This is a genomic window from Amycolatopsis sp. NPDC001319, assembly GCF_042896185.1.
Taxonomy (GTDB): Bacteria; Actinomycetota; Actinomycetes; order Mycobacteriales; family Pseudonocardiaceae; genus Amycolatopsis.
On the sequence record NZ_JBIAWY010000018.1, the window covers coordinates 123,914 to 143,854 of the forward strand.

Annotated in this window: 18 protein-coding genes; 8 read left to right on the top strand and 10 right to left on the bottom strand. The window is 72.3% G+C overall.

Annotated features, from left to right (window positions below; translation table 11 throughout):
* Positions 1 to 10 precede the first annotated feature (10 nt).
* Entirely contained in the window at positions 11 to 2,020 is a 2,010-nt protein-coding gene (locus ACFY1H_RS43960) for a prolyl oligopeptidase family protein (protein WP_386956033.1), read from the bottom strand.
* A 181-nt stretch (positions 2,021 to 2,201) separates the two neighbouring features.
* On the opposite strand from ACFY1H_RS43960, the gene ACFY1H_RS43965 reads away from it, so the two are divergent.
* Complete coding sequence (locus tag ACFY1H_RS43965; protein WP_386956085.1) at positions 2,202 to 3,113, top strand: neutral zinc metallopeptidase; 912 nt, start codon at positions 2,202 to 2,204, stop codon at positions 3,111 to 3,113.
* On the opposite strand, the gene ACFY1H_RS43970 is transcribed toward ACFY1H_RS43965, so the two are convergent.
* Complete coding sequence (locus tag ACFY1H_RS43970; RefSeq protein WP_386956034.1) at positions 3,106 to 3,684, bottom strand: TIGR03086 family metal-binding protein; 579 nt, start codon at positions 3,682 to 3,684, stop codon at positions 3,106 to 3,108. The two genes, ACFY1H_RS43965 and ACFY1H_RS43970, sit on opposite strands and share 8 nt — an antisense overlap.
* An 81-nt stretch (positions 3,685 to 3,765) precedes the next feature.
* Here ACFY1H_RS43970 and ACFY1H_RS43975 point away from each other — a divergent pair, with 81 nt between their 5' ends.
* From ACFY1H_RS43975 to ACFY1H_RS43985, 3 genes are all read left to right on the top strand, one after another.
* Positions 3,766 to 5,190 carry a PLP-dependent aminotransferase family protein gene (locus ACFY1H_RS43975; RefSeq protein WP_366583788.1) on the top strand — a complete coding sequence of 475 codons (1,425 nt, stop codon included), beginning with the start codon at positions 3,766 to 3,768 and terminating at the stop codon, positions 5,188 to 5,190.
* A complete protein-coding gene (locus ACFY1H_RS43980) occupies positions 5,187 to 5,633 on the top strand; it encodes a hypothetical protein (RefSeq protein WP_386956035.1) in 447 nt (148 codons plus the stop codon). The genes ACFY1H_RS43975 and ACFY1H_RS43980 overlap by 4 nt, the downstream gene beginning before the upstream one ends.
* A gap of 100 nt (positions 5,634 to 5,733) precedes the next feature.
* On the top strand, positions 5,734 to 6,165 hold the full coding sequence (locus ACFY1H_RS43985; protein ID WP_386956036.1) for a CBS domain-containing protein: 432 nt from the start codon (positions 5,734 to 5,736) through the stop codon (positions 6,163 to 6,165).
* 3 nt (positions 6,166 to 6,168) lie between these two features.
* Here the strand turns inward: ACFY1H_RS43985 and ACFY1H_RS43990 are convergent, their stop codons facing one another.
* Positions 6,169 to 7,710 (bottom strand): DUF4139 domain-containing protein, encoded by a 1,542-nt coding sequence (locus ACFY1H_RS43990; protein ID WP_386956037.1) that lies wholly within the window; start codon positions 7,708 to 7,710, stop codon positions 6,169 to 6,171.
* A gap of 86 nt (positions 7,711 to 7,796) precedes the next feature.
* Here ACFY1H_RS43990 and ACFY1H_RS43995 point away from each other — a divergent pair, with 86 nt between their 5' ends.
* Positions 7,797 to 9,581 carry a Xaa-Pro dipeptidyl-peptidase gene (locus ACFY1H_RS43995; RefSeq protein WP_386956038.1) on the top strand — a complete coding sequence of 595 codons (1,785 nt, stop codon included), beginning with the start codon at positions 7,797 to 7,799 and terminating at the stop codon, positions 9,579 to 9,581.
* Here ACFY1H_RS43995 and ACFY1H_RS44000 read toward each other — a convergent pair.
* From ACFY1H_RS44000 to ACFY1H_RS44015, 4 genes are all read right to left on the bottom strand, one after another.
* Positions 9,550 to 10,362 carry an alpha/beta fold hydrolase gene (locus tag ACFY1H_RS44000; RefSeq protein WP_386956039.1) on the bottom strand — a complete coding sequence of 271 codons (813 nt, stop codon included), beginning with the start codon at positions 10,360 to 10,362 and terminating at the stop codon, positions 9,550 to 9,552. The two genes, ACFY1H_RS43995 and ACFY1H_RS44000, sit on opposite strands and share 32 nt — an antisense overlap.
* A gap of 229 nt (positions 10,363 to 10,591) precedes the next feature.
* Complete coding sequence (locus tag ACFY1H_RS44005; protein ID WP_366583834.1) at positions 10,592 to 11,233, bottom strand: response regulator transcription factor; 642 nt, start codon at positions 11,231 to 11,233, stop codon at positions 10,592 to 10,594.
* A complete protein-coding gene (locus ACFY1H_RS44010; RefSeq protein ID WP_366583794.1) occupies positions 11,230 to 12,360 on the bottom strand; it encodes a histidine kinase in 1,131 nt (376 codons plus the stop codon). Before ACFY1H_RS44010 ends, ACFY1H_RS44005 begins: the two co-directional genes overlap by 4 nt.
* Positions 12,361 to 12,431: 71 nt before the next feature.
* Positions 12,432 to 12,869: a hypothetical protein gene (locus ACFY1H_RS44015; protein ID WP_386956040.1), complete on the bottom strand. Its 438-nt coding sequence runs from the start codon at positions 12,867 to 12,869 to the stop codon at positions 12,432 to 12,434.
* Between the two features lie 240 nt (positions 12,870 to 13,109).
* On the opposite strand from ACFY1H_RS44015, the gene ACFY1H_RS44020 reads away from it, so the two are divergent.
* On the top strand, positions 13,110 to 13,961 hold the full coding sequence (locus ACFY1H_RS44020; RefSeq protein WP_366583796.1) for a M23 family metallopeptidase: 852 nt from the start codon (positions 13,110 to 13,112) through the stop codon (positions 13,959 to 13,961).
* A gap of 136 nt (positions 13,962 to 14,097) precedes the next feature.
* Entirely contained in the window at positions 14,098 to 15,168 is a 1,071-nt protein-coding gene (locus tag ACFY1H_RS44025; RefSeq protein WP_366583797.1) for a DUF4192 domain-containing protein, read from the top strand.
* 598 nt (positions 15,169 to 15,766) lie between these two features.
* Here ACFY1H_RS44025 and galE read toward each other — a convergent pair.
* The 3 genes from galE to ACFY1H_RS44040 form a co-directional block, all read right to left on the bottom strand.
* Positions 15,767 to 16,747 carry a UDP-glucose 4-epimerase GalE gene (gene galE / locus ACFY1H_RS44030; RefSeq protein WP_386956041.1) on the bottom strand — a complete coding sequence of 327 codons (981 nt, stop codon included), beginning with the start codon at positions 16,745 to 16,747 and terminating at the stop codon, positions 15,767 to 15,769.
* Positions 16,748 to 17,048: 301 nt separating this feature from the next.
* Positions 17,049 to 18,233, bottom strand: a complete 1,185-nt coding sequence (galK, locus tag ACFY1H_RS44035; protein ID WP_386956042.1) for a galactokinase — start codon at positions 18,231 to 18,233, stop codon at positions 17,049 to 17,051.
* Positions 18,230 to 18,952 carry a metal-dependent transcriptional regulator gene (locus ACFY1H_RS44040; RefSeq protein WP_304504291.1) on the bottom strand — a complete coding sequence of 241 codons (723 nt, stop codon included), beginning with the start codon at positions 18,950 to 18,952 and terminating at the stop codon, positions 18,230 to 18,232. The genes galK and ACFY1H_RS44040 overlap by 4 nt, the downstream gene beginning before the upstream one ends.
* A gap of 110 nt (positions 18,953 to 19,062) precedes the next feature.
* Between ACFY1H_RS44040 and ACFY1H_RS44045 the strand changes: the two genes are divergently transcribed.
* Positions 19,063 to 19,902 carry a sulfurtransferase gene (locus ACFY1H_RS44045; RefSeq protein WP_366583800.1) on the top strand — a complete coding sequence of 280 codons (840 nt, stop codon included), beginning with the start codon at positions 19,063 to 19,065 and terminating at the stop codon, positions 19,900 to 19,902.
* The last annotated feature ends 39 nt before the right edge of the window (positions 19,903 to 19,941 follow it).

A 19,941-nucleotide genomic window follows, 5' to 3' on the forward strand; every position in this document is an offset into this window, starting at 1 on the left:
CCCCATCACGTCAGGACAGCCGCGACCACAGGAACTCGAACACCAGCGCCCACTTGAACGCCAGCTGCGCGTTGTCCGCCGCGCCGCCGTGGCCGCCCTCGATGTTCTCGTAGTAGCGCACGTCGTGGCCCTGTTCCTGCATCCGCGCCATCATCTTGCGGGCGTGGCCCGGGTGCACGCGGTCGTCCCTTGTGGACGTGGCGAACAGGGTCGGCGGGTACGTCCGTCCCTTGTGGACGTTGTGGTACGGCGAGTACTTCGCGATGTACTCCCATTCCTCGGGCACGTCCGGGTCGCCCCACTCGGCCATCCACGACGCGCCCGCCAGCAGCAGGTGGTAGCGCTTCATGTCGAGCAGTGGCACCTGGCTGACGACGGCGCCGAACAGCTCCGGGTACCGCGTGAGCATCACGCCCATCAGCAGCCCGCCGTTGCTGCCGCCGAGGATGCCGAGCCGCTCGGCCCTGGTGATGCCGCGGGTGACGAGGTCGCGGGCGACCGCGGAGAAGTCCTCGTACACCTTGTGCCGGTTTTCCTTCACGGCCTGCGCGTGCCACTCCGGCCCGTACTCGCCGCCGCCGCGGATGTTCGCGACCACGTACGTGCCGCCGCGCGCGACCCAGCCGCGGCCGATCACGCCGCTGTACGCGGGAGTCAGCGACACCTCGAAGCCGCCGTAGCCGTTGAGCAGCGTCGGGCCGTTCTCGGCGCCGGGCGGGCGCACCACGAAGTACGGGATCTTCGTGCCGTCCTCCGACGTCGCGAAGTACTGCGCGACCTCGATCCCGGCCGCGTCGAAGAACCCGGGCGCCTGTTTGAGCACCTCGACCTCGACGCCCACCTCGCCCCGGCTCAGGGTCGAGGGCTGCAGGTAGCTGGAGGAGTCCACGAGGTACTCGTCGCTCTCGTCCGGGTCGGTGCCCACGATGTCCGCGCTGCCGAACTCCGGCGCCCCGCCCAGCGGCGCCTCCGTCCAGCCGTCGGGCCCGGGCGTGAGCGCGACCAGCTCCGTCTTCACGTCCCGCAGCTTCGCGAGCAGCACGTGGTTGCGGGTGAACGTGTAGTACTCCAGTGAGGTGTGCGCGTCCGGCGTGAACAGCGCGGTGAAGTCCCGCTCGCCCGCCAGGAACGCGTCGAACCCGATCACGAGCAGCGCGCCGGCCGGGTGCACCGTGGCACCGACGGTCCACGGCGTGCGCGGCTGCACGTAGAGCCACTCGCGCTCCACCGACAGCTCCACGTCGTCGGGCAGGTCGAGCTTCTCCAGCCCGGACGGCGTCCGCAGGAACACCTCGGTGCGGTAGAAGTCGATCGAGCGGTGCACGAAGTCGCGCTCGAAGCCCTCGGTGGGGTCGTGGAACGCGGCCACGGCGACGTCGTCCGGCTTGCCCTCGAACACCAGCTCGGCCGACTCGAGCGGCGTGCCGCGGCGCCACTCCTTCGTCAGCCGCGGGTAGCCGGACGTGGTGAGCGTGTCCGGCCCGAAGTCGGTGCCCACGTACACGCGGTCCTCGTCGATCCAGCCGACGCGGTTCTTCGCCTCGGCCAGGAAGTAGCCGCCCTCGACGAACTCGTGCGCGTCCAGGTCGAACTCGCGCACCACCGTCGCGTCGGCGCCGCCGCGCGAGAGCTGCACGAGCCCCAGCCGGTGGCCAGGCCGCAGCACCGCGGCGCCCTTCCACACCCAGTTCTCGTCCTCGGCCTCGGCCAGCGCGTCGACGTCGAGCAGCACCTCCCAGCCGGGCTCGGCCTTGCGGTACTCCTCCAGGGTGGTGCGCCGCCACAACCCGCGCGGGTGCTCGGCGTCCTGCCAGAAGTTGTAGAGCTTCGGCCCCCGGCGCGTCACGTAGGGGATGCGCCCGCCGGCGTCGAGCACTTCGCGGACCTCGTCCCGCAGCGCGGCGAAGCGTTCGCCGGACGTGAGCACGTCCAGCGTCTCGGCGTTGCGCGTGCGGACCCAGTCCAGTGCCTCGTCGCCGGTCACGTCTTCCAGCCACAGGTACGGATCTTCGACACTCATGGCCCCAGTCTCGCCGCCGGGCGGGGGTTCCGGCCACCCGTCCGGCGTTCCCGTTTCGTGATCCCGTCCGGCCGGGTGCTCCGTATGCTGGAGCGCGCTGGTGACAGGGGGAACGTAGTTGAGCGAAAACGCGGGCGGGGTGCCGCCGAGGGAGCCGGCCGGGCCGCCGCCACCGCCGCCGATGGCGGCCCGGCCACCCGCCGTGAATCCGTGGGCACCGGTTTCGTATGGTCCGCCGCGCCGCCGCAACGGCGGGGTCGTCGGCGGAGTCATCGCGCTCGTGATCCTGGTCGCCACGGCCGGGGTCGTGGCCGTGGTCCCGCACGAGCTGTCCGGTCACGCGATCGCCGTGCCGACCTCCGTGCACCGCTCCGACGGAGCCCGCGCCGACCCCCACTCGGTGCCCGAGCTGGAGAACAACCCCATCCTGGCGAACGGCGTCAAGCTCGGCGCGGTGTCGTGCGAGCTGCCGCAGCTGGGGGACACTGGGCCCGAGCTGTCGGCGTTCTACGAGGCGCTCACCGGCTGCCTGGAACAGGCGTGGCGCCCGGCCCTCGACCGTGCGGACGAGCCGAGCGTGAAGGTCGCCGTGTCCGTGACGCTGCCGAAGGTGAGCGCGTGCGGCGCGGCGCCGTCGAAGGAACAGGCCGTGGCCTACTACTGCGGCGGCGACACCACGATCTACGCCCCGACCGACTGGATGCTCGCGGACGCCGGCCAGAACCGCTGGCGCCACCTCGCGACCATCGCGCACGAGTACGGCCACCACGTGCAGAGCGAGAGCGGCATCCTGACCGCGGCGGCCGACCGCATGAGCTCGCCGGACCAGAACAGCCCCGCCGACCTCGCGCTGGTGCGGCGCATCGAGCTGCAGGCCAACTGCTTCGGCGCGCTGTTCATCGCCGCCGCGGAGGGGCGTGGCTCGATCAGCCGGGCCACGGCCAACGCGGCCGTCGCCGACTACGGCCGCGCCGACGACAGCGAAGACCACGGCAGCCGCGTGAACCAGCTGGCCTGGGCGAAGGCCGGGTTCACGGGCCAGAACACGGCCTCGTGCAACACGTGGTCGGCGCCGGCCGACGAGGTCAGCTGAGCTTCCACCCGGGGTCACGGCCGAGCAGCCCGATCAGCCGGTCGAGCTCGCCGGCACCCTCGGGCACCTCGACCAGCGCGCCGAACGCGCCGCTCACTGCGCGTTCGGCCGGGTCGGTGGGCACCATGGCGGCGAAACCGAGGGCGGCGGCCACCGCTTCCGGCACGGGCTCGTAGGCCACGCCGAAGGTCTTCGCGAGGTCCCAGCCGTGCACGACGGTGTCGACGAGGTGCATGGCCGCGGCGATCTCGGCGGTGAACGGGCCGATCTCGTGGATCTTCACCTGGCGGCGCATCGCACCCTCCTCGCCGTACGCGGCGAGGAAGTCGTCGACCGAAGCGGCGTAGGAGGCGTACGCGTCTTCGCCGAGGCGGCCGGCGTCCCAGTCGGCCGCTTCGCCGCGGCGCAGCGCTTCGGCGAAGGCGTGGTTTTCACTGACCTGGTGACGCAGCAGGTCGGCGAGCGTCCAGCCGGCGCAGGGGGTGGGCCGGGAAAGGTCCTGGTCAGTGGCTCCGGCCACGATTTTGTCGAGGACGAGCAGAGACTGGCGGTCGAGTTCGAACGTGGTCATACCCGGACGCTAACCGCCGCAGCGGACCAGTTGAAGGTCCAAAACCAGCCGAACTCCGGTGGACCAATCTAGGCTGGCGACGTGGACCTGCACATCGACCTGACCGGCCGCCGAGGCCACCGCGACGAGATCTACCGCCAGATCCGCGAGGCCGTGCTCGACGGCCGGATCCGCGACGGGGACGCCCTGCCGCCGACGCGCGAGCTGGCCCAGCGGCTCACCGTCTCGCGCACCACCGTCAGCGCGGCCTACGAACGCCTCGCCGCCGAGGGGTTCCTCAACGCCCGCCCCGGCGCGGGCACGTTCGTCCGGTCGGGTGCCGCGCCGTGGCCGGCCGAGCCGGCGGCCGAGCCGTCACGGGACGGGGTGCGCCCGCGTCCGGAATGGACGGCGGTGCCGGCCCCGCCGCGTTCCTTCGGGCCCGTGGCGGAGTACGACTTCCGCGCCGGCGTGCCCGACGTGCGGCTGTTCCCGTTCGACACCTGGCGCCGCCTGATGACGCAGCGGCTGCGCGCGTCGCAGGCCGATCTGCTCATGTACGGCGCGCCGCAGGGCGATCCGCGGCTGCGCGAGGGGCTCGCGCGCCACCTCGGGGTCTCGCGCAACGTGCGCGTGCGGCCGGAGGACATCGTTGTCACGACGGGAGTCCAGCAGACCGTGGACCTCGTCGCGCGCGTCCTGCTGCAGGCCGGTGACCTCGTGGCCGTGGAGGATCCCGGCTACCCGCCGCCGCGATTGCTGCTCGACACCCTCGGCATGCGCGTCGCGGGCGTGCCGGTGGACGCCGAGGGGATCGTCGTCGAGGCGATCCCGGCCGGCACGCGGGTTGTCTACGTGACGCCTTCGCACCAGTGCCCGCTCGGCGTCGCGATGTCGTTGGCGCGGCGGCAGGAACTGCTCGACTGGGCCGAGCGCACGGGTGCGGTGATCATCGAGGACGACTACGACAGCGAGTTCCGCTACACCGGACGCCCGCTGGAACCATTGCACAGCCTGGATTCCCGCGGCCGCGTGGTGTACGTGGGCTCGATGTCGAAGGTGCTCTCACCGGCGTTGCGGGTCGGGTTCCTGGCCGCACCGCCATCCCTCGTCGGCGCGCTCGCGAAGGCGAAGTACCTCGCCGACTGGCACACGCCCGCGCTCGAACAGGCCGTGCTGGCCGACTTCATCGACGAAGGCGGCTTCGCGCGCCACATCCGGCGGATGCGCAAGATCTACCGCGCACGCCACGACCTGCTCGTCGACGGTCTGCGCAGCGAGTTCGGCGACGTGCTCGACCCGGTCCCCGCGGCCGCCGGGCTGCATCTGGGCGCTTCGGCCGACCGCGATCTGCGGCTGGTGGCCCGCTCCGCGCGCGACGCCGGCGTGCGCCTGATGTCCCTCGGCGACTTCTCGATGACCCGGCCCTGCCACGGATTGCTGTTCGGCTACGGTGCGATCGCGGCCGAGGCCATCGAACCGGGACTGGCCCGGCTGCGCCGGGTGTTCGACGAGGGAGTGCGATGACCGACGACGTGATGGTGGCGATCGACGCGGGCCTGCGCAAGCACATCGCCGGCGACCGCGCGGGCGCGCGCGAGACGTTCCTCGCGCTGTGGCAGGAGATCGGCGAGGACGGCGACCCGCTGCACCGCTGCGCGCTGGCCCACCACCTCGCCGACGTCTGCGACGAGCCCGCCGAAGAGCTGGAGTGGGACCTCCGTGCCCTCGCCGCCGCCGACTCCCTCACCGACGAACGCGCGCAGCAGTACCACTCGACGCTCGCCGTGCGCGGCTTCTACCCGTCGCTGCACCTCAACCTCGGTGAGGACTACCGCAAGCTCGGCGACCTCGACGCCGCGCGCCGGCATCTCTCGGCGGCCCGGGAAAAGCTCGACGCGCTGGGCGAGGACGACTACGCAGCCGGTATTCGCGCCGCGCTGGAAGGCCTGGCCGAGCGGCTGGGGTGAGCACTCCATACCACGGGTGAACGCGGCTCGCCGGACTTTCGCACTCGGCACCCGGGCCCTAACCTGGTGTGACCCAACTCGACGAGGAGAGGGGAACACCATGCGGATCGCGGATCTGCTCCGGACCAAAGGCGCCGCTGTCGCCACGGTGGCTCCGGGGACCACGGTGACCGAACTGCTCGCCGGGCTCGCCCGCCACAACGTCGGTGCCATGGTGGTGGTGACACCCGAAGGCGCCATCGCGGGGATCGTGTCCGAACGCGACGTCGTGCGCCGGCTCAACGACCACGGCCCGACGGTCCTCGACGGTCCGGTCGCGGACATCATGACGAAACTGGTGGCCAGCGCCGGTCCCGACGACTCGGTCGACGAGCTGAGCGTGCTGATGACCGAACGCCGGATCCGGCACGTGCCCGTGCTCGAAGACGGCCGCCTCGCCGGCATCGTCAGCATCGGCGACGTGGTCAAGTCCCGGATCGAGCAGCTCGAGCAGAGCCAGGAGCAGCTCGAGGCCTACATCGCGCAGGGTTGACGGTCATTCCCGCCAGCCGCTGAGCTCCACCCCCTTGGCGACGTCCACGCGGTAGGCGAGCGTGACCGTCCCGGTCGCACCGGGCGCGAGCGTGAGCCGCCACGTGAACTCGCCGAGGTCGGTGGTCTCCACCGGGTCGGGAGTCGCGCGCACGTCCCGCACCGTGATGGCTTCGTCGCGGGAGACGGGCGCCTGGTCGAGCACCGTGACCACGGCTTCGCGCGGGCTGTGGTTGGTCACCGTGGTGCGGTATTCCGCTTCCCGGCGGCGTTGGCCCGACAGCGTGGCCTTGCTCGCCGTGCGCCGCACGAGGTCGCGTTCCACGCGGATGCGGTCGTCCACACCGAGGGCCAGCTCGATCTCTTCGCCCGGGGCCCACAGGTCGAGCCGGGTCGTGCCGACGAACTCGGTGTCGTGGAAGACGGACGCGCGTCCGGCGCGCAGCGTGTGCTCACCGGTGTTCACGACGGTCGCGCGCAGGTAGGCCTCCGTCGCCTGCACGGGCGCGGTCACGTAGCCCAGCTCGGCCGTGAGGTCGAGCTGCGCCAGCGTGGTCCGGTGGCCCTGCGAGCCCGACGGGATGGCGACCGGGTGTGACGGCCGGTAGGTGACCGCGGTGGTGCCCTGCTCGGCCTCGGCGAACACCGGGGCCATGCGGCGCAAGGAAACCGCCTTGTCCCGCACGGCGGCGCTGCCGGGTGCGGCCGCGGCGAACGCGGCCATCGGCCGCGCCGGTGGGGCGGGCTGCACGCGGTCGAGGAACCACGGGTCGAGCTCGGGCACCACGACGGTGCTCGCGGGGCGCGCGGTCGACAGGGCGAGCTCGCACTCCGGCCAGTCCTCGCCGGTGTGCTGGCTGACCAGGCCGAAGGACGTCACGGTGACGTCGGTGTCGCGCACACGCACGTCGTAACCGGGCTCCCAGCTGGCGCCGGGGACCACATAGGACAGTTCGACTTCGATCTCTCCCGCGTCTTCCTGCGGTTCGAGATCGACGGTGACGCCGGCACTGTCCTGTTCGGACTGCGCACTGTGGGTCGCGATCCGGCGCTCCAACGCCGCGAGGTCCTCGCGCATCCGCTCGAGGCGTTCGGTGAGCGCCCGGCGGGTGCGCAACGCGGCGGCGAGCTGGCCGCCCAGCGCTTCGGTGACCTCCTCGACGCGCGTCGGGCCCGCGACGCCCGACGCCAGTGCCTTCGCGAAGCTCGCCCCGCTGCGCTTCGCCACGCCGCTCAGCAACTCCACCTTCGCCGCTTCGGCCGCTTCGTCGTCGGCCACGGCGTCGATCGCGGCCTGGTCGGTGCGGCGCTGCTCGACGAGCGCGCTGAGCGCGGGGTCGGCGGGGCCGGCGTGCTGCTCGTAACCGACGTCGACGCCGGTGATCAGCGCGGCGCCGGTTCCCGTGACGCGCACCGATTCCGCGTCGAGCGCCAGCGGCAGGCCGGTGATCCGCACGCGGGTGCCCTCGGCCAGGTTCGCCCGGCCGCGGCGGGTGATCCGCGCGTGCTGCGGGTAGACGGTCACGGCGACGATCGGAGCATCCATGACCCCGACGTTAGTCGGTTGACGGCGGCCGCGGTTGCCGGAAGTGTCGGGGGTGATCGCCCGCTTCGTCCGGCTTGGGGGTTCTGGTGGGAGCTGCTCGGATCGCGTCCGTGCTCGCCGCTGTGCTCGTGCTTCCGCTCGGAACGGGGGAGGCGCAGGCGGATCCGCCACCCGCGCCGGTGTTCTCCGACGGGCAGGCGCAGCCGGTGTTCGACCCGGCCGACGTGGTGCGCGAGGACGTCTGGGTCACCGCACCGGTGGACAGCGACCACGACGGGCAGGACGACCTCGTCCACGCCCAGGTGGTGCGGCCCCGCGCGACGGACGCCGGGATGAAGGTGCCGGTGGTGTACGAGGCGAGCCCGTACTTCGCGGGTGGCAACGACGTCGCGAACCACAACGTGGACGTGGAGCTGTCGGTGCCGGACTCCTCGCGTGTCGCGGCCGCCGGGGTCGGCCCGCACGCGGCGCCGCCGATCCGCTGGAGCTACCAGGACTACTTCACCGCGCGCGGGTTCGCCGTGGTGTACGGGGAGTCCCTGGGCACCGGCCTGTCCACGGGCTGCCCGACGACCGGGGACGTGAACGAGACCGTCGGCGCGCGCTCGGTGGTCGACTGGCTCAACGGCCGCGCCCCGGCCCGCGACCAGGCCGGCGCGCCCGTGAGCGCGAGCTGGAGCACCGGGCACACGGGCATGATGGGCGTGTCCTACAACGGAACCCTGCCCAACGCCGTCGCGAGCACCGGCGTCGAGGGCCTCGAGACGATCGTGCCGATCGCCGCGATCTCGAACTGGTACGAGTACTACCGCAACGACGGCGCGGTCGTCGCCGCCGGCGGTTTCCAGGGCGAGGACACCGACGTGCTGGCCGAGTACGTCTACACCCGCGCCGACCGGCAGATCTGCCGTCCGGTGATCGACGGCCTCACCGCCGACCAGGACCGGGTGACGGGGGACTACGGCCCGTTCTGGGACGTGCGCAACTACCGCAACGACGTCGGCAAGGTGCACGCGTCCGTGCTCGCGGTGCACGGTCTGAACGACTGGAACGTGAAGACCGACCAGGTCGCTTCGTGGTACGAAGCCCTGAAGGCGCACGGGGTCGAGCACAAGATCTGGCTGCACCAGTCGGGCCACGCGGACCCGATCTCGCTGCGCCGCGACGTGTGGCTGACGACGTTGAACAAGTGGCTGTCGCACTACCTCTACGGTCTCGACAACGGCATCGAGCGCGAACCGAAGGCGACGATCCAGCGCGAGGACAAGTCGTGGGTCGACGAGGCCGACTGGCCGGCGCCCGGCACTCGCGACGTGCGGGTCCACCCGTGGCCGGGCGGCCGCTCGAAGGGCACGCTCTCCGCGGTCGCCGTGCCCGGCCGCCCCACGGTGGAGGTCCTGGCCGACGACGCGTCGAAGACCGTGCAGCAACTCGCCGACGCCACTTCGTCGGGCAACCGCCTGCTGTACGGGACTCCCGCGGTGAAGTCGCCGCTGCGCCTGTCGGGCACCGCGCGAGCCGACCTGCAGCTGTCGTTCGACCGGCCCGCCGCCAACGTGACGGTGGCATTGCTGGACCGCTCCCCGGACGGCAAGTCCTTCGTGATCACGCGTGGCTGGACCGATCCGCAGAACCGGGTTTCGCCCGCGGTGACCTCGCCGATCGTGCCCGGGACTTCGTACCGCATCGGGGTTTCCCTGATGCCGAAGGACTACGTGCTGGCCACCGGCCACCGCCTGGAGCTCCTGGTGGCCTCCAGCGACCACGACTACACCCTGCGGCCGCGCCCCGGAGCGGGGCTGTCCCTGGACCTCACCCGCACGTCGCTGACCCTGCCGGTCACCGGCGGGAAGCCGGCGCTGGGCTTCTGAGGAACTCCGCGACGACGGGAGCCAGGACCTTCATCGAGACGTTGTGGTTCTGGCCGTCCAGCGTGCGGTGCCGGGCCTGGGGGAGTGCGTCGGCGAGGTCTTTCGCCGCCTGCTGCAGGCTTTTCGCGCTCTTGCCGCCGCTGAGGACGAGCGTGGGCAGGCCGACGGTGCTGAAGTCGGTGAGCGCTTCGCCGTTCAGGTGGCCTTCGAGGAGGGCCGCGTCGTACGGCAGCGTGTGGGCGACCGACGTGAGGCGCTTCCAGACGCCGGGCATGATCCGCATCATCGGGATCACGAAGCCGGGGGCGCCCATGCCCCGGGTCATGAAGTACTTGACGGCTTCGCCGCGTTTTCCTTGGGAGATCAGGGATGTGAGGTGCTCGGCGAAGTCGTGCGGCGGGTGGCCGGCCTCGGTGGTCACGAACGGCGGTTCGTAGAGCGCGAGCCTGGTCAAACCGACGCCGGCCCTGGCCGCGTGGAGTGCGAGGACGGCGCCCGACGACAGGCCCCACGCGGTCGCCTCACCGCCGGCGGCCTGGACGATCGCCGCGAGGTCCTCGACCTCTCTTCCGGTGGTGTGCGGCTGTTTGTCGTCGCTGTCCCCGCGGCCGCGGCGGTCGTAGTTGTAGACCGTGAAGTGCTCGGACAGCAGTGTGGAGAGTTCGAGCAGCCCGGGGAAGCGGCGGTAGCTGAACGCGCCCGCCACGAGCACGACTGCGGGCCCTTGCCCCTGCTTGTCGTAGGCGATGCGGGTGCCGTCGGCTGAGGTGACGTGGTCCATGAGTGTCGGTTCCTCTCCTGTGGTGGTGCGTCCATCCTGTCGACCGACGGTTTGAGTTGTCAAGACAAAAAAAGTCTTCGGATGAAGCGTGTGAACCTGATAGACGGCACTGGATGGTCACGACCGCGCACGCGCTGGTGAGGAAGGTGCGGCGGCACGTTTGGCGGGCCGCGGTTGTTCGAACGGTGGAGAGCGGCCACCGCTGCCTCCGGTACGTCGAGGCCTCGCGCTAGTCCGCGATCCCCGCTCGATAGGCGAACGCGACGGCCTGCGCCCGGTCCCGCAGGCCCGCCTTCGAGAACAGGTGGTTCACGTGCGTCTTGACCGTGGCCTCGCTGACCACCAGCTCCCGCGCGATCTCCGTGTTCGACAGGCCCGCCGCGATGAGGCGCAGCACCTCGATCTCACGCGCGGTCAAGCCCTCGACCTCGGCCACGCGCACGGGGGCCCGGCGCGTGGCGGCGTCGACGAGGCGGCGCTGCAGCTCGCCGTCCACTGTGGACTGGCCGGCCGCGGCGGATCGCAGCGCCCGCGCGATGGCCTCGGCGTCGGCGTCTTTCGTGAGGAAGCCGCGGGCGCCGGCGCGCAGGGCGCCGAGCAGGGACTCGTCGTCGGTGTAGGTGGTGAGGACCACGACCTCCGTGGCGGGGTAGCGCTCGCGGACGGCCTCGGTCGTGGAGACGCCGTCGCGGCGGGGCATGCGCAGGTCGACGAGCAGCACGTCCGGGTGGTGCTCGGCGACGAGCTCCAGCGCGGCGTCGCCGTCGGCGGCCGCGCCGACCACCTCGACGCCGGGCAGCAGTCCCAGCAGCGTCACGAGGCCCTCGCGCACCACGGCCTGGTCGTCGGCCAGCACCACGCGCAGGTTCACGCCGGCACCGTCAGGTGAATCCGCCATCCGTCCTCTCCCGGCCCGCTGTCCAGCTTTCCTTCGAGCAGCGCGACCCGCTCGGCCATGCCGCGCAAACCGTATCCCGCCGCGGGCGCGTCCGGCGGACGGCGGCCCTGGCGGTCGAGCACCGTCAGCTCGACGTGCGACTCCGCGAAGGCGAGCGTGACGTCCACCTCGGCTCCCGGCGCGTGCTTGCGCGTGTTCGACAGCGCCTCCTGCACGGCGCGGACGAGCGCGGTGGTCACGCTGGCGTCGAGGTCGCGCGGCTCGCCCTCCACGACGAGGTCGGCCCGCGCGCCCGTGTCCAGGCGGTAGCCGGCGAGCAGGTCGGCCACGGCGCGCTGCGCGGGCACCGCGTCCTCCCGCAACGCGGCGACCGCCTTGCGGGCCTCGGACAGCCCGTCGGAGGCCAGCTTCTGGGCGCGTTCGATCTGGGCGACGGCTTCGGGGCTGGCGCCGTCGCGCACGAGCATCAGCCGGGCGCCCTGCAGGTTGAGCGCGAGGCCGGCCAGGGAGTGGGCGAGGACGTCGTGGACCTCACGGGCGATGCGCGCGCGTTCGGCCAGCGCCGCGGCGCGAGCGTGCTCCTCGGTGGCGGTCTGCGCGCGGGCCAGCGCGAGCTCCGTCTGCTCCAGCCGCGCCGCCCGGTCGCGCCGGCTCGCGGCGAGCAGCATCATCACGACCAGGATCGCGAACAGCGCCAGCGCGTTCAGCCAGTCGAGCCGGTGCACCACGGCCCACGCGACGATCGCGCCGGCGCTCGACACCAGCACCACCGCGCCCAGCGCCCGGCCGAACGCCCGCAGCGTGTAGAACGTCGTGCTGAACATCGCCACGGACATCCAGCTGTTGGGATCGAGCACCCACAGCGCCCCCGACGCCGCGACCACCACCGGCATCGCCGCCGGCAACACCCACGCCGGCCTCGACTCCACCGCCACCGGCAGCAACGGCGCCGACGCCACCAGCGTCACCCCGAACAGGACCCACGCCCACCACCCCGCGAGATACGGGATCGAGATGATCAACGGAAACGCCACGAACCCCCACCGCACCCAATCGGGCGCGCCGACCCGCCAGCGGTTCCCGGTGGTCGTGGTGGCCATGTCCCTCCCCGATGCTTGTAGGGAGAATGTACGGGAGGACCACCGGCTCCGGCGGGCGGACGCGAAGGCCTTCAGCTGCCGAGGCTGAGGTGGAAACCGTTGTTCCGCGCGTCGTTCAGCGAGGCCCAGATGACGCCTCGGTTGAGATTTCCTGCGTGGAAGCCGTAGCGCTGGGCTTCCGGCACGTCGACGAAGGTGAACACGTAGGACCGCGTGAACGTCGTCGAGCCCGGGCTCGCCTGGTGGAGGTTCGTGACGGCAACGGTCTTGCCGGACTCGTCGACGAGGGTGGCCTGGGTGCCGTCCGAGACGTCGGAGTAGCCACCGCAGCCGTACCCGCTGGTGCAGGTCACGTCCATGGTGCCGGAGATCGTGACGTGGTCGGAGTCGGCGCTCACGGTGCCGCCGAGCGCCGGGCTCCACCAGGCCCCGGCCGGGCCGGCGCCGCAGCCTGCCGTCGCCAGGGCGACGAAGAGGGAAGCTAGGGCGATTCTCGTCGATGCCTTCATGAGCTCGCTCTTTTCCGGCTCGGGAATGGTGGTTCATTCATCGACGGAAGTCTGCGGGCGCGGATGTTCCGTTACGGCGCCGATGACCGCATTGTCTGATCGTGACAATGCCGCTGCCGTGGCGCTGTTCGCCGTCGGGACACCGGGTGCTACCAGGTGGTTTGCCCGGCATGTACGCAAAATGTACTTCGCGCCGCTTTCCTGGTTCCCGTCATCCACGCGAAACAGGAGGTACGCACCATGTCCAGGTTGCGACGGCTCGCCGTGTTCGCCGCTGCCGCGGTGTTGCCCGCGCTCGGTCTCACGTTCGCCGCCCAGGCGCCCGCGTCCGCCGCGCCGAACTTCCAGGTGCCGTTCAAGTGCGGGGTCACCGTGACGGCCGCGACGTTCAGCGGGCACAACCCCGCCAACTCAGTCGACTTCCAGAAGTCGGGCATCACCGGGATGCCCGTGGTCGCGTCGGTGGCCGGCACGGTCACGCGCGTCGAGAACGAGGGCAGCACCAGCTACGGCCGCTGGATCGAGCTCGACCACGGCGGCGGCTGGCGGACCCGCTACGCACACCTGTCCGCGCAAGAGGTCTCAGTGGGCCAGAAGGTGAGCGGGGGCGCCGAAATCGGCAAGGCGGGCGCGACCGGCGGCGTGACGGGACCGCACCTGCACTTCGAGGAGAACCTCAACGGCGTAACGCAAAAGGCCGTGCTCAACGGTGTCGCGGCCGTCTACTACGGCAAGAAGGACTTCACGAGCAAGAACAACTGCGGCGGCAACCCCTACTCCGCCACGGAGGTGTGCGGGTCCGGGTTCTCGGTGATCGACCAGCAGGGGCTGGGCTCGTCCGGCACCGCGTACCTGCTGTACAACGCGTCGACGAAGGCCAACTGCGTGACGACGCTCAAGGCGGTTTCGCTGGGGACCGCGAGCCCGACGTCGGCGTTCCTCGAAGTGCAGGGCCAGGCGCGCACGACCGACTCCGGCAACTTCACCTACTACGCGGGGCCGGTGAAGAAGACCGCGGGCGCCACCTGCGTGAAGTGGGGCGGTTCGGTGGGTTCGGACACCTACACGAGCGCGTTCGAGCACTGCGGCTGAGCGCCTAGCACACGGCACCGACACGAACCCGGTCCGGCCCGCGCGGCTGGGCCGGGTTTTCCACAACCGCCTGCAGCTGTCCACAGATTTCGGTGACGACCTTCCGCAGCCGGTTTTCCGCCGCACAGTGGAGTGCGTGACCACCTCGACCCCACCCGGCACGGCCCGGGTCCTGCTCACCGACCCGGCGCAGCTCATCGCGGCGCTCCCGTACCTGCTCGGCTTCAAACCGGCCGAATCCGTCGTGTTGCTCGGGCACCGCCCGCCCGGCACGCGGATCGGCCTGATCCTGCGCGCGGACCTGCCGCCGCGTGATCTCATTGCGGAGCAAGCGGATGCGCTCGCGCCGCGGTTCCGCGTGGACGATCACACGGGCGTCACCGTGGTGATCGTCGGCGGCCGGGCCGGTCCCGACGGCGAGCCGCCCCACGCCGAGTTCGCCGGGGAACTCGTGCGGGCGCTCAAGGAGTACGAGCTGCCCGTGCTGCATCCACTGTGGACACCGGAGATCGCCGCCGGGGCACCGTGGGCGTGCTACCGCGAACCCACTTGCGGCGGCCTCTTGCCGGATCCTCGCGACACGGTGGTGGCCGCCACTCTCACCAACGCCGGCTTCGTCTCCTTCCCCAGCCGCGACGACGTCTTGGCGCTGATGGAGCCCCGGTCTCCCACGGCTTTGGTGCGGCGGCGTGCCCTGCTCTCCCGTGCCGCCCCACCGGGGGATCCCGACGACGTGCTCGCGGCGGCCGCCGAGGTGCGCGCGGCGTTCTTCCGCCACCGCCGGGCGGAAGGCCCGCCGTCGGACGACCAGGCGGTGCGCCTCGCCCACGCCCTGCGCGTCCCGAAGGTCCGCGACGCCTGCCTGGCCACGGCGGTCCCGCCGGAGTCGCCCGTCGCCGTGGCCGCGATGAGCCTGTGGCTGGAGCTCGTGCGCGAACTGCCCGCGCCCCACCGCGCGGACGCCGCCTCCCTCGTCGCCTACGCCGCCCTCATGCGAAGCGAGGGCGCTCTCGCGGGTATGGCCCTGGCCAACGCCCTGGACGCCTGCCCCGACCACGTCCTGGCCCAGCTCCTGCACGCGGCCTGGAACATCGGTACGGACCCGGCGAGGCTCGCCGGGCTGGCTTCGCTGCCGAACGCCGTGGACCTGGGGCTGTCGTTGCCGGAGTTGAGTGTGGACGATCCGCCGCCCGACCTCGGGCCGTGACAGTGAGGCCGCCACGTTCCCCACGGATTCGGCCTCCCTCGGCGGCTCGGATGCGGTCGGCCCGCGGCCCGCTCTCGCGGCTCGGTCAGCGGCGGCTCGGGCGACTGATGGTTCGACGGCGTTGCTCGCGGGCGGTGGAGCCGTGGGCGGTGGTCGTTGCGACCAGGGCCGAAGCTTGGCGGCCCGCGGCCCGCGGCCCGCGGCCCGCGGCCCGCGGCCTGCGGCCCGCGGCCTGCGGCTCGCTCTCGCGGGTCGGTCAGCGGCGGCTCGGGCGACTGATGGTTCGACGGCGTTGCTCGCGGGCGGGGGAGTCGCGGGCGGCGGTCGTTGCGACCAGGGCCGATGCTTGCCGGGCCGCATCCCGCGGCCTGCTGCCGCAGCCCGGTCGGCCGTGACCAGGGCAGCCGGCGGGTTGGTGGGCGTCGCTTTCGGCAGGCGGAGCCGCGAGCGGCGGTCGCGGCGACCAGGAGCGGAAGCTCGCCGGGCATGTTCGTGCCGGAGCTCGGTATGGACTCGCGAACGTGGTGACCCGGCAGGGAAAACGCGTCCGGCGGGCCCAGGCTCGCCAGGAGCCCGGACCCGCCGGAAGGGAGATCGGTCAGGAGCGGCGCAACTGCGTGAACGCCCAGGCGTCGGAGACGATGCCGTCGAGGTCGGTGCGTTCGGGTTTCCAGCCGAGTTCGCGGCCGGCCTTTTCGCTGGAGGCCACGAGGACCGACGGGTCGCCGGCGCGGCGGGGGGCGACCTCCGCCGGGATCGGGTGGCCGGTCACGCGGCGGCAGGACTCGACGACCTCCAGCACGGAGAAGCCGGTGCCGCTGCCGAGGTTGTAGATGCGGTGCTCGCCGGGCGTCGCGTGGCGCAGTGCGAGCTGGTGGGCGTCCGCGAGGTCGACGACGTGGATGTAGTCGCGGACAGCCGTGTGGTCGGGCGTCGGGTAGTCGTCGCCGTAGATGGAGATGTGGGCGCGGTCGCCGGTGGCGACCTGGAGCACGAGGGGGATGAGGTGGGTTTCGGTGGTGTGGCGCTCGCCGAAGGTGTGGTAGGCGCCGGCGACGTTGAAGTAGCGCAGGCTCACCGCGGCGATGCCGTGGGCGCGGGCGAAGCTCGTGATGGCGTGGTCGATCGCGAGCTTGGACGCGCCGTAGGTGTTGGTCGGCTGCGTCGGCGCGGTCTCCGGGATCGGCGACGACTCGGGCTCGCCGTACGTGGCCGCGGTGGAGGAGAACACCAGGCGCGGCGTGCCGTGGGCCTTCATGGCCTCCAGCAGGCGCAGGGAGGTGACGACGTTGCCTTCCCAGTACTTCGCCGGGTCCGTCATCGACTCGCCGACGAGCGACTTCGCGGCGAAGTGCAGCACGCCGTCGAAGCCCTCGGCGAGGACGTCGGCGGCCACGGCTGCGGCGTCGCCCTCGATGAAGCGCGCGTCGGGGTGCACGGCGTCGGCGTGCCCGGTGGACAGGTCGTCCACGACCGTGACCTGGTGACCGGCCTCGATGAGCCGCGCGGCGCACACGCTGCCCACATAACCGGCGCCACCCGTGACGATCAGTTTCAGGGGGCTCTGCGGGTCCGTCACGGTGTGGCCTTTCTGGTGTGGGCGGTGACTGTGCGCCACAGTCTCCCCTCACCGCGCCGCACCCGGCCGCCCGGGGGTTGCCGCGGCCGGTCCGGCCGGATGGCGAACGCGCGAGCCCCGGACACGACGCTGCCCCCGGGATCAGAGTCCCGAGGGCAGTGCCACAGCCAAAATGCCGCAGCCAATCGCACCGCAGCCGACAGCACGGCAGCCGACGGCGCCCGAAGCCGACAGCGCCCGAAGCCGACAGCGCCGCAGCCGAAAGCGCCCGAAGCCGAAAGCCCCCGAACCCGAGACCGCGTCAGACGGTGTCGCGACCAGCGCCGCGGGAAGGGACCGCGGTGAAGGTGCGCGGGCGGCGAAGGCCGGCGGCTTCGAAGGCCCGCTCGACGGCCGCGCGGACGTGTTCCAGGTCGGCGTCGCGGACCAGGGCGATGGCGGAGCCGCCGAAGCCGCCGCCGGTCATGCGGGCGCCGAGGGCGCCGGCGGAGCGGGCGGAGTCGACGGCGAGGTCGAGTTCGGAGGTGGAGATGCGGTAGTCGTCGCGCATGCTGGCGTGGGAGGCGTCCAGGTGCGGGCCGATGTCGGTGAGCCGGTCCTGGTGGAGCAGGGCCACGACGTCGAGCACGCGCTGGTTCTCGGTGACCACGTGGCGCACGAGCGGCGCGAGGTCGGCGGGCAGCTGGGCCAGGGCGGCGTCGAGCCCGGACAGGGTGACGTCGCGCAGGGCCTTGACGCCCAGCAGCTCGGCGGCGCGCTCGGTGCCGCGGCGGCGTTCGCCGTAGCCGCCTTCGGCGTGGGAGTGCTTGGTGCGTGTGTCGATGATCAGCACGCGGACGCCGGCCTCGGCGAGCGGGAAGGGCACCTGCTCCATCTCGCCCGAGCGGACGTCGAGGAACAGCACGCAGGAGTCCTGGCAGCACAAGGACGCCGTCTGGTCCAGCAGGCCGGTGGGGGCGCCGACGAAGTCGTTCTCGGAGCGCTGCACCCAGCGGGCGATCTCGGGGCGGGTCGGGGTGCCGGGCAGCTCGGCGTCGAGCTCGACGCCGGCGAGGCCGAGCAGCGCGAGCGTGACGGCGCACTCGAGGGCGTGGGACGAGGACAGGCCGGCGCCGGAGGGGACGTCGCCGGCGATGACCAGGTCGGCGCCCGCGGCGTGGCCGTGGTCGCGCAGCACCCAGGCGACGCCCGCGGGGTAGGCGGCCCAGCCCTCGACCGAACCCGGTTCGAGGGAAGCGATGTCGAGGAGGTCGGAGTACTGGAGCTGGCCGTCGTCGCCGAGGGTGGCGACGTTGAGCTTGCCGTCGTCACGCGGCGTGGCCGCCACGGCGAGACGGTGGGGGAGGGCGAAGGGCAGCACGAAGCCGTCGTTGTAGTCGGTGTGCTCACCGATCAGGTTCACCCGGCCGGGAGCGGACCAGACCCCGGCCGGGGCGCGGCCGTGGATCCGGTGGAACGCGGCGGCGGCGTCTTCGGCGGGGCTCACCTGGCCTGCGCCAGCACGGCGTGCAGCGCCGAGGTGGAGACCTGGGCCGAGGAGTCGCTGCCGGTGACCTCGATGGTCACGGTGCCGCCGTTGGCCTTGCCGACCGTGACGCGGCCGCCGGGCACGATGCCGACGGACTTGAGCTCGGTGAGCAGCGACTCGTCGAGCTGCACGTGCTCGGCGATGCGCCGCACCACGACGTCGCCGCCGCCGGTGCGGGCGAACTCGTCGAGGCGCACGAGGTCGGATTCGGCGGGCGGGGCGGGGTCGCCGTCGCCCAGCTTGTCGAGGCCCGGGATCGGGTTGCCGTAGGGCGAGGTGGTCGGGTGGTCGAGCAGCTTGACCAGCTTGCGCTCGACGGCCTCGCTCATCACGTGTTCCCAGCGGCACGCCTCGGTGTGCACGTGCTCCCACTCGAGCCCGATGACGTCGACGAGGAGGCGCTCGGCGAGACGGTGCTTGCGCATGACGGCGATGGCCAGCTCACGCCCGTGGTCGGTCAGCTGCAGGTGCCGGTCGTCGGCCACGACCACCAGCCCGTCGCGTTCCATCCTGGCCACGGTCTGGCTCACGGTCGGCCCGCTCTGCTGCAGGCGTTCCGCGATCCGTGCCCGCAGCGGGACGACACCCTCTTCTTCGAGCTCGTAGATGGTACGCAAGTACATCTCGGTGGTGTCGATGAGATCGTTCACGCTGTCCCCTTCGTCCGCGTAGCTCATCGTAGTCGTTGGCCCCGACAGCGACGGCACGCGCCGACATAACAAGCCAGGCAAGCTGAAAAGTCCGGCCCGGGTGCGCGCGAGGCGCCCGGACCTGCAGGATGGGACGCATGGGACCGTTGATCACCCCCGCCGAGCTCGCCGCCCAGTCCGAGGCGCGGCGCCCCGTGGTGCTGGACGTCCGCTGGCGCCTGGCCGGGCCGCCCGCCGCCGAGTCCTACCGCGAGGGCCACGTGCCCGGGGCGGTGTTCGTCGACCTCGACACCGCGCTCGCCGCGCCGCCCGGCGAAGGCGGCCGCCACCCCCTGCCCGACCCCGCCGATCTGCAGCGTGACCTGCGCGAAGCCGGCGTGAGCGCCGGGCGCCCGGTGATCGTGTACGACGACGCCGACGGCTCCGTCGCCGCGCGGGCCTGGTGGCTGCTGCGCTGGGCCGGGCACACCGACGTGGCGGTGCTCGACGGCGGTTACGCAGCGTGGCTCGCGGAAGGCCGCGAGACGACCACCGACGCGCCCGCCCCCGAACCCGGCGACTTCGAGGTGCGCCCAGGCGGTATGCCGGTGCTCACGGCCGACGAAGCCGCCGCCCGCGCCCGTGAAGGCGTGCTGTTCGACGCCCGCGCCCACGCGCGCTACACCGGCGAGACCGAGCCGGTCGACCCGCGCGCCGGCCACATCCCCGGGGCGATCAGCGCGCCGTCGGGCGAGCACGTGGGCGAAGACGGCCGCTGGCGCTCGCCCGCCGACCTGGCCGCGCGCTTCGCCGGCCTGGGCCTGACCGAAGGCACCCCCGTCGGCGCCTACTGCGGCTCCGGCGTCACGGCGTCGTCGGTCGTGCTCGCCCTGGAGGTCGCGGGACACCCCGAGCCGGCGGCGCTGTACACCGGTTCCTGGTCGCACTGGTCACGCGACCCCGAACGCCCCGCCGCCACCGGCCCCGAACGCGGCTGAACCACCGCGAGCCCCGAACCACCGCGCGCCCCGAACCAC

Excerpts from the sequence above, each read along its gene's own strand:
- ACFY1H_RS44040 (WP_304504291.1), bottom strand. The coding sequence starts at position 18,952 with ATGAGCTACGCGGACGAAGGGGACAGCGTGAACGATCTCATCGACACC.
- ACFY1H_RS44010 (WP_366583794.1), bottom strand. The coding sequence starts at position 12,360 with ATGGCCACCACGACCACCGGGAACCGCTGGCGGGTCGGCGCGCCCGAT.
- ACFY1H_RS43990 (WP_386956037.1), bottom strand. The coding sequence starts at position 7,710 with ATGGATGCTCCGATCGTCGCCGTGACCGTCTACCCGCAGCACGCGCGG.
- ACFY1H_RS43960 (WP_386956033.1), bottom strand. The coding sequence starts at position 2,020 with ATGAGTGTCGAAGATCCGTACCTGTGGCTGGAAGACGTGACCGGCGAC.
- ACFY1H_RS43970 (WP_386956034.1), bottom strand. The coding sequence starts at position 3,684 with ATGACCACGTTCGAACTCGACCGCCAGTCTCTGCTCGTCCTCGACAAA.
- ACFY1H_RS43965 (WP_386956085.1), top strand. The coding sequence starts at position 2,202 with ATGGCGGCCCGGCCACCCGCCGTGAATCCGTGGGCACCGGTTTCGTAT.
- ACFY1H_RS44015 (WP_386956040.1), bottom strand. The coding sequence starts at position 12,869 with ATGAAGGCATCGACGAGAATCGCCCTAGCTTCCCTCTTCGTCGCCCTG.
- ACFY1H_RS44045 (WP_366583800.1), top strand. The coding sequence starts at position 19,063 with ATGGGACCGTTGATCACCCCCGCCGAGCTCGCCGCCCAGTCCGAGGCG.
- ACFY1H_RS43985 (WP_386956036.1), top strand. The coding sequence starts at position 5,734 with ATGCGGATCGCGGATCTGCTCCGGACCAAAGGCGCCGCTGTCGCCACG.
- ACFY1H_RS44000 (WP_386956039.1), bottom strand. The coding sequence starts at position 10,362 with ATGGACCACGTCACCTCAGCCGACGGCACCCGCATCGCCTACGACAAG.
- ACFY1H_RS43980 (WP_386956035.1), top strand. The coding sequence starts at position 5,187 with ATGACCGACGACGTGATGGTGGCGATCGACGCGGGCCTGCGCAAGCAC.
- ACFY1H_RS44020 (WP_366583796.1), top strand. The coding sequence starts at position 13,110 with ATGTCCAGGTTGCGACGGCTCGCCGTGTTCGCCGCTGCCGCGGTGTTG.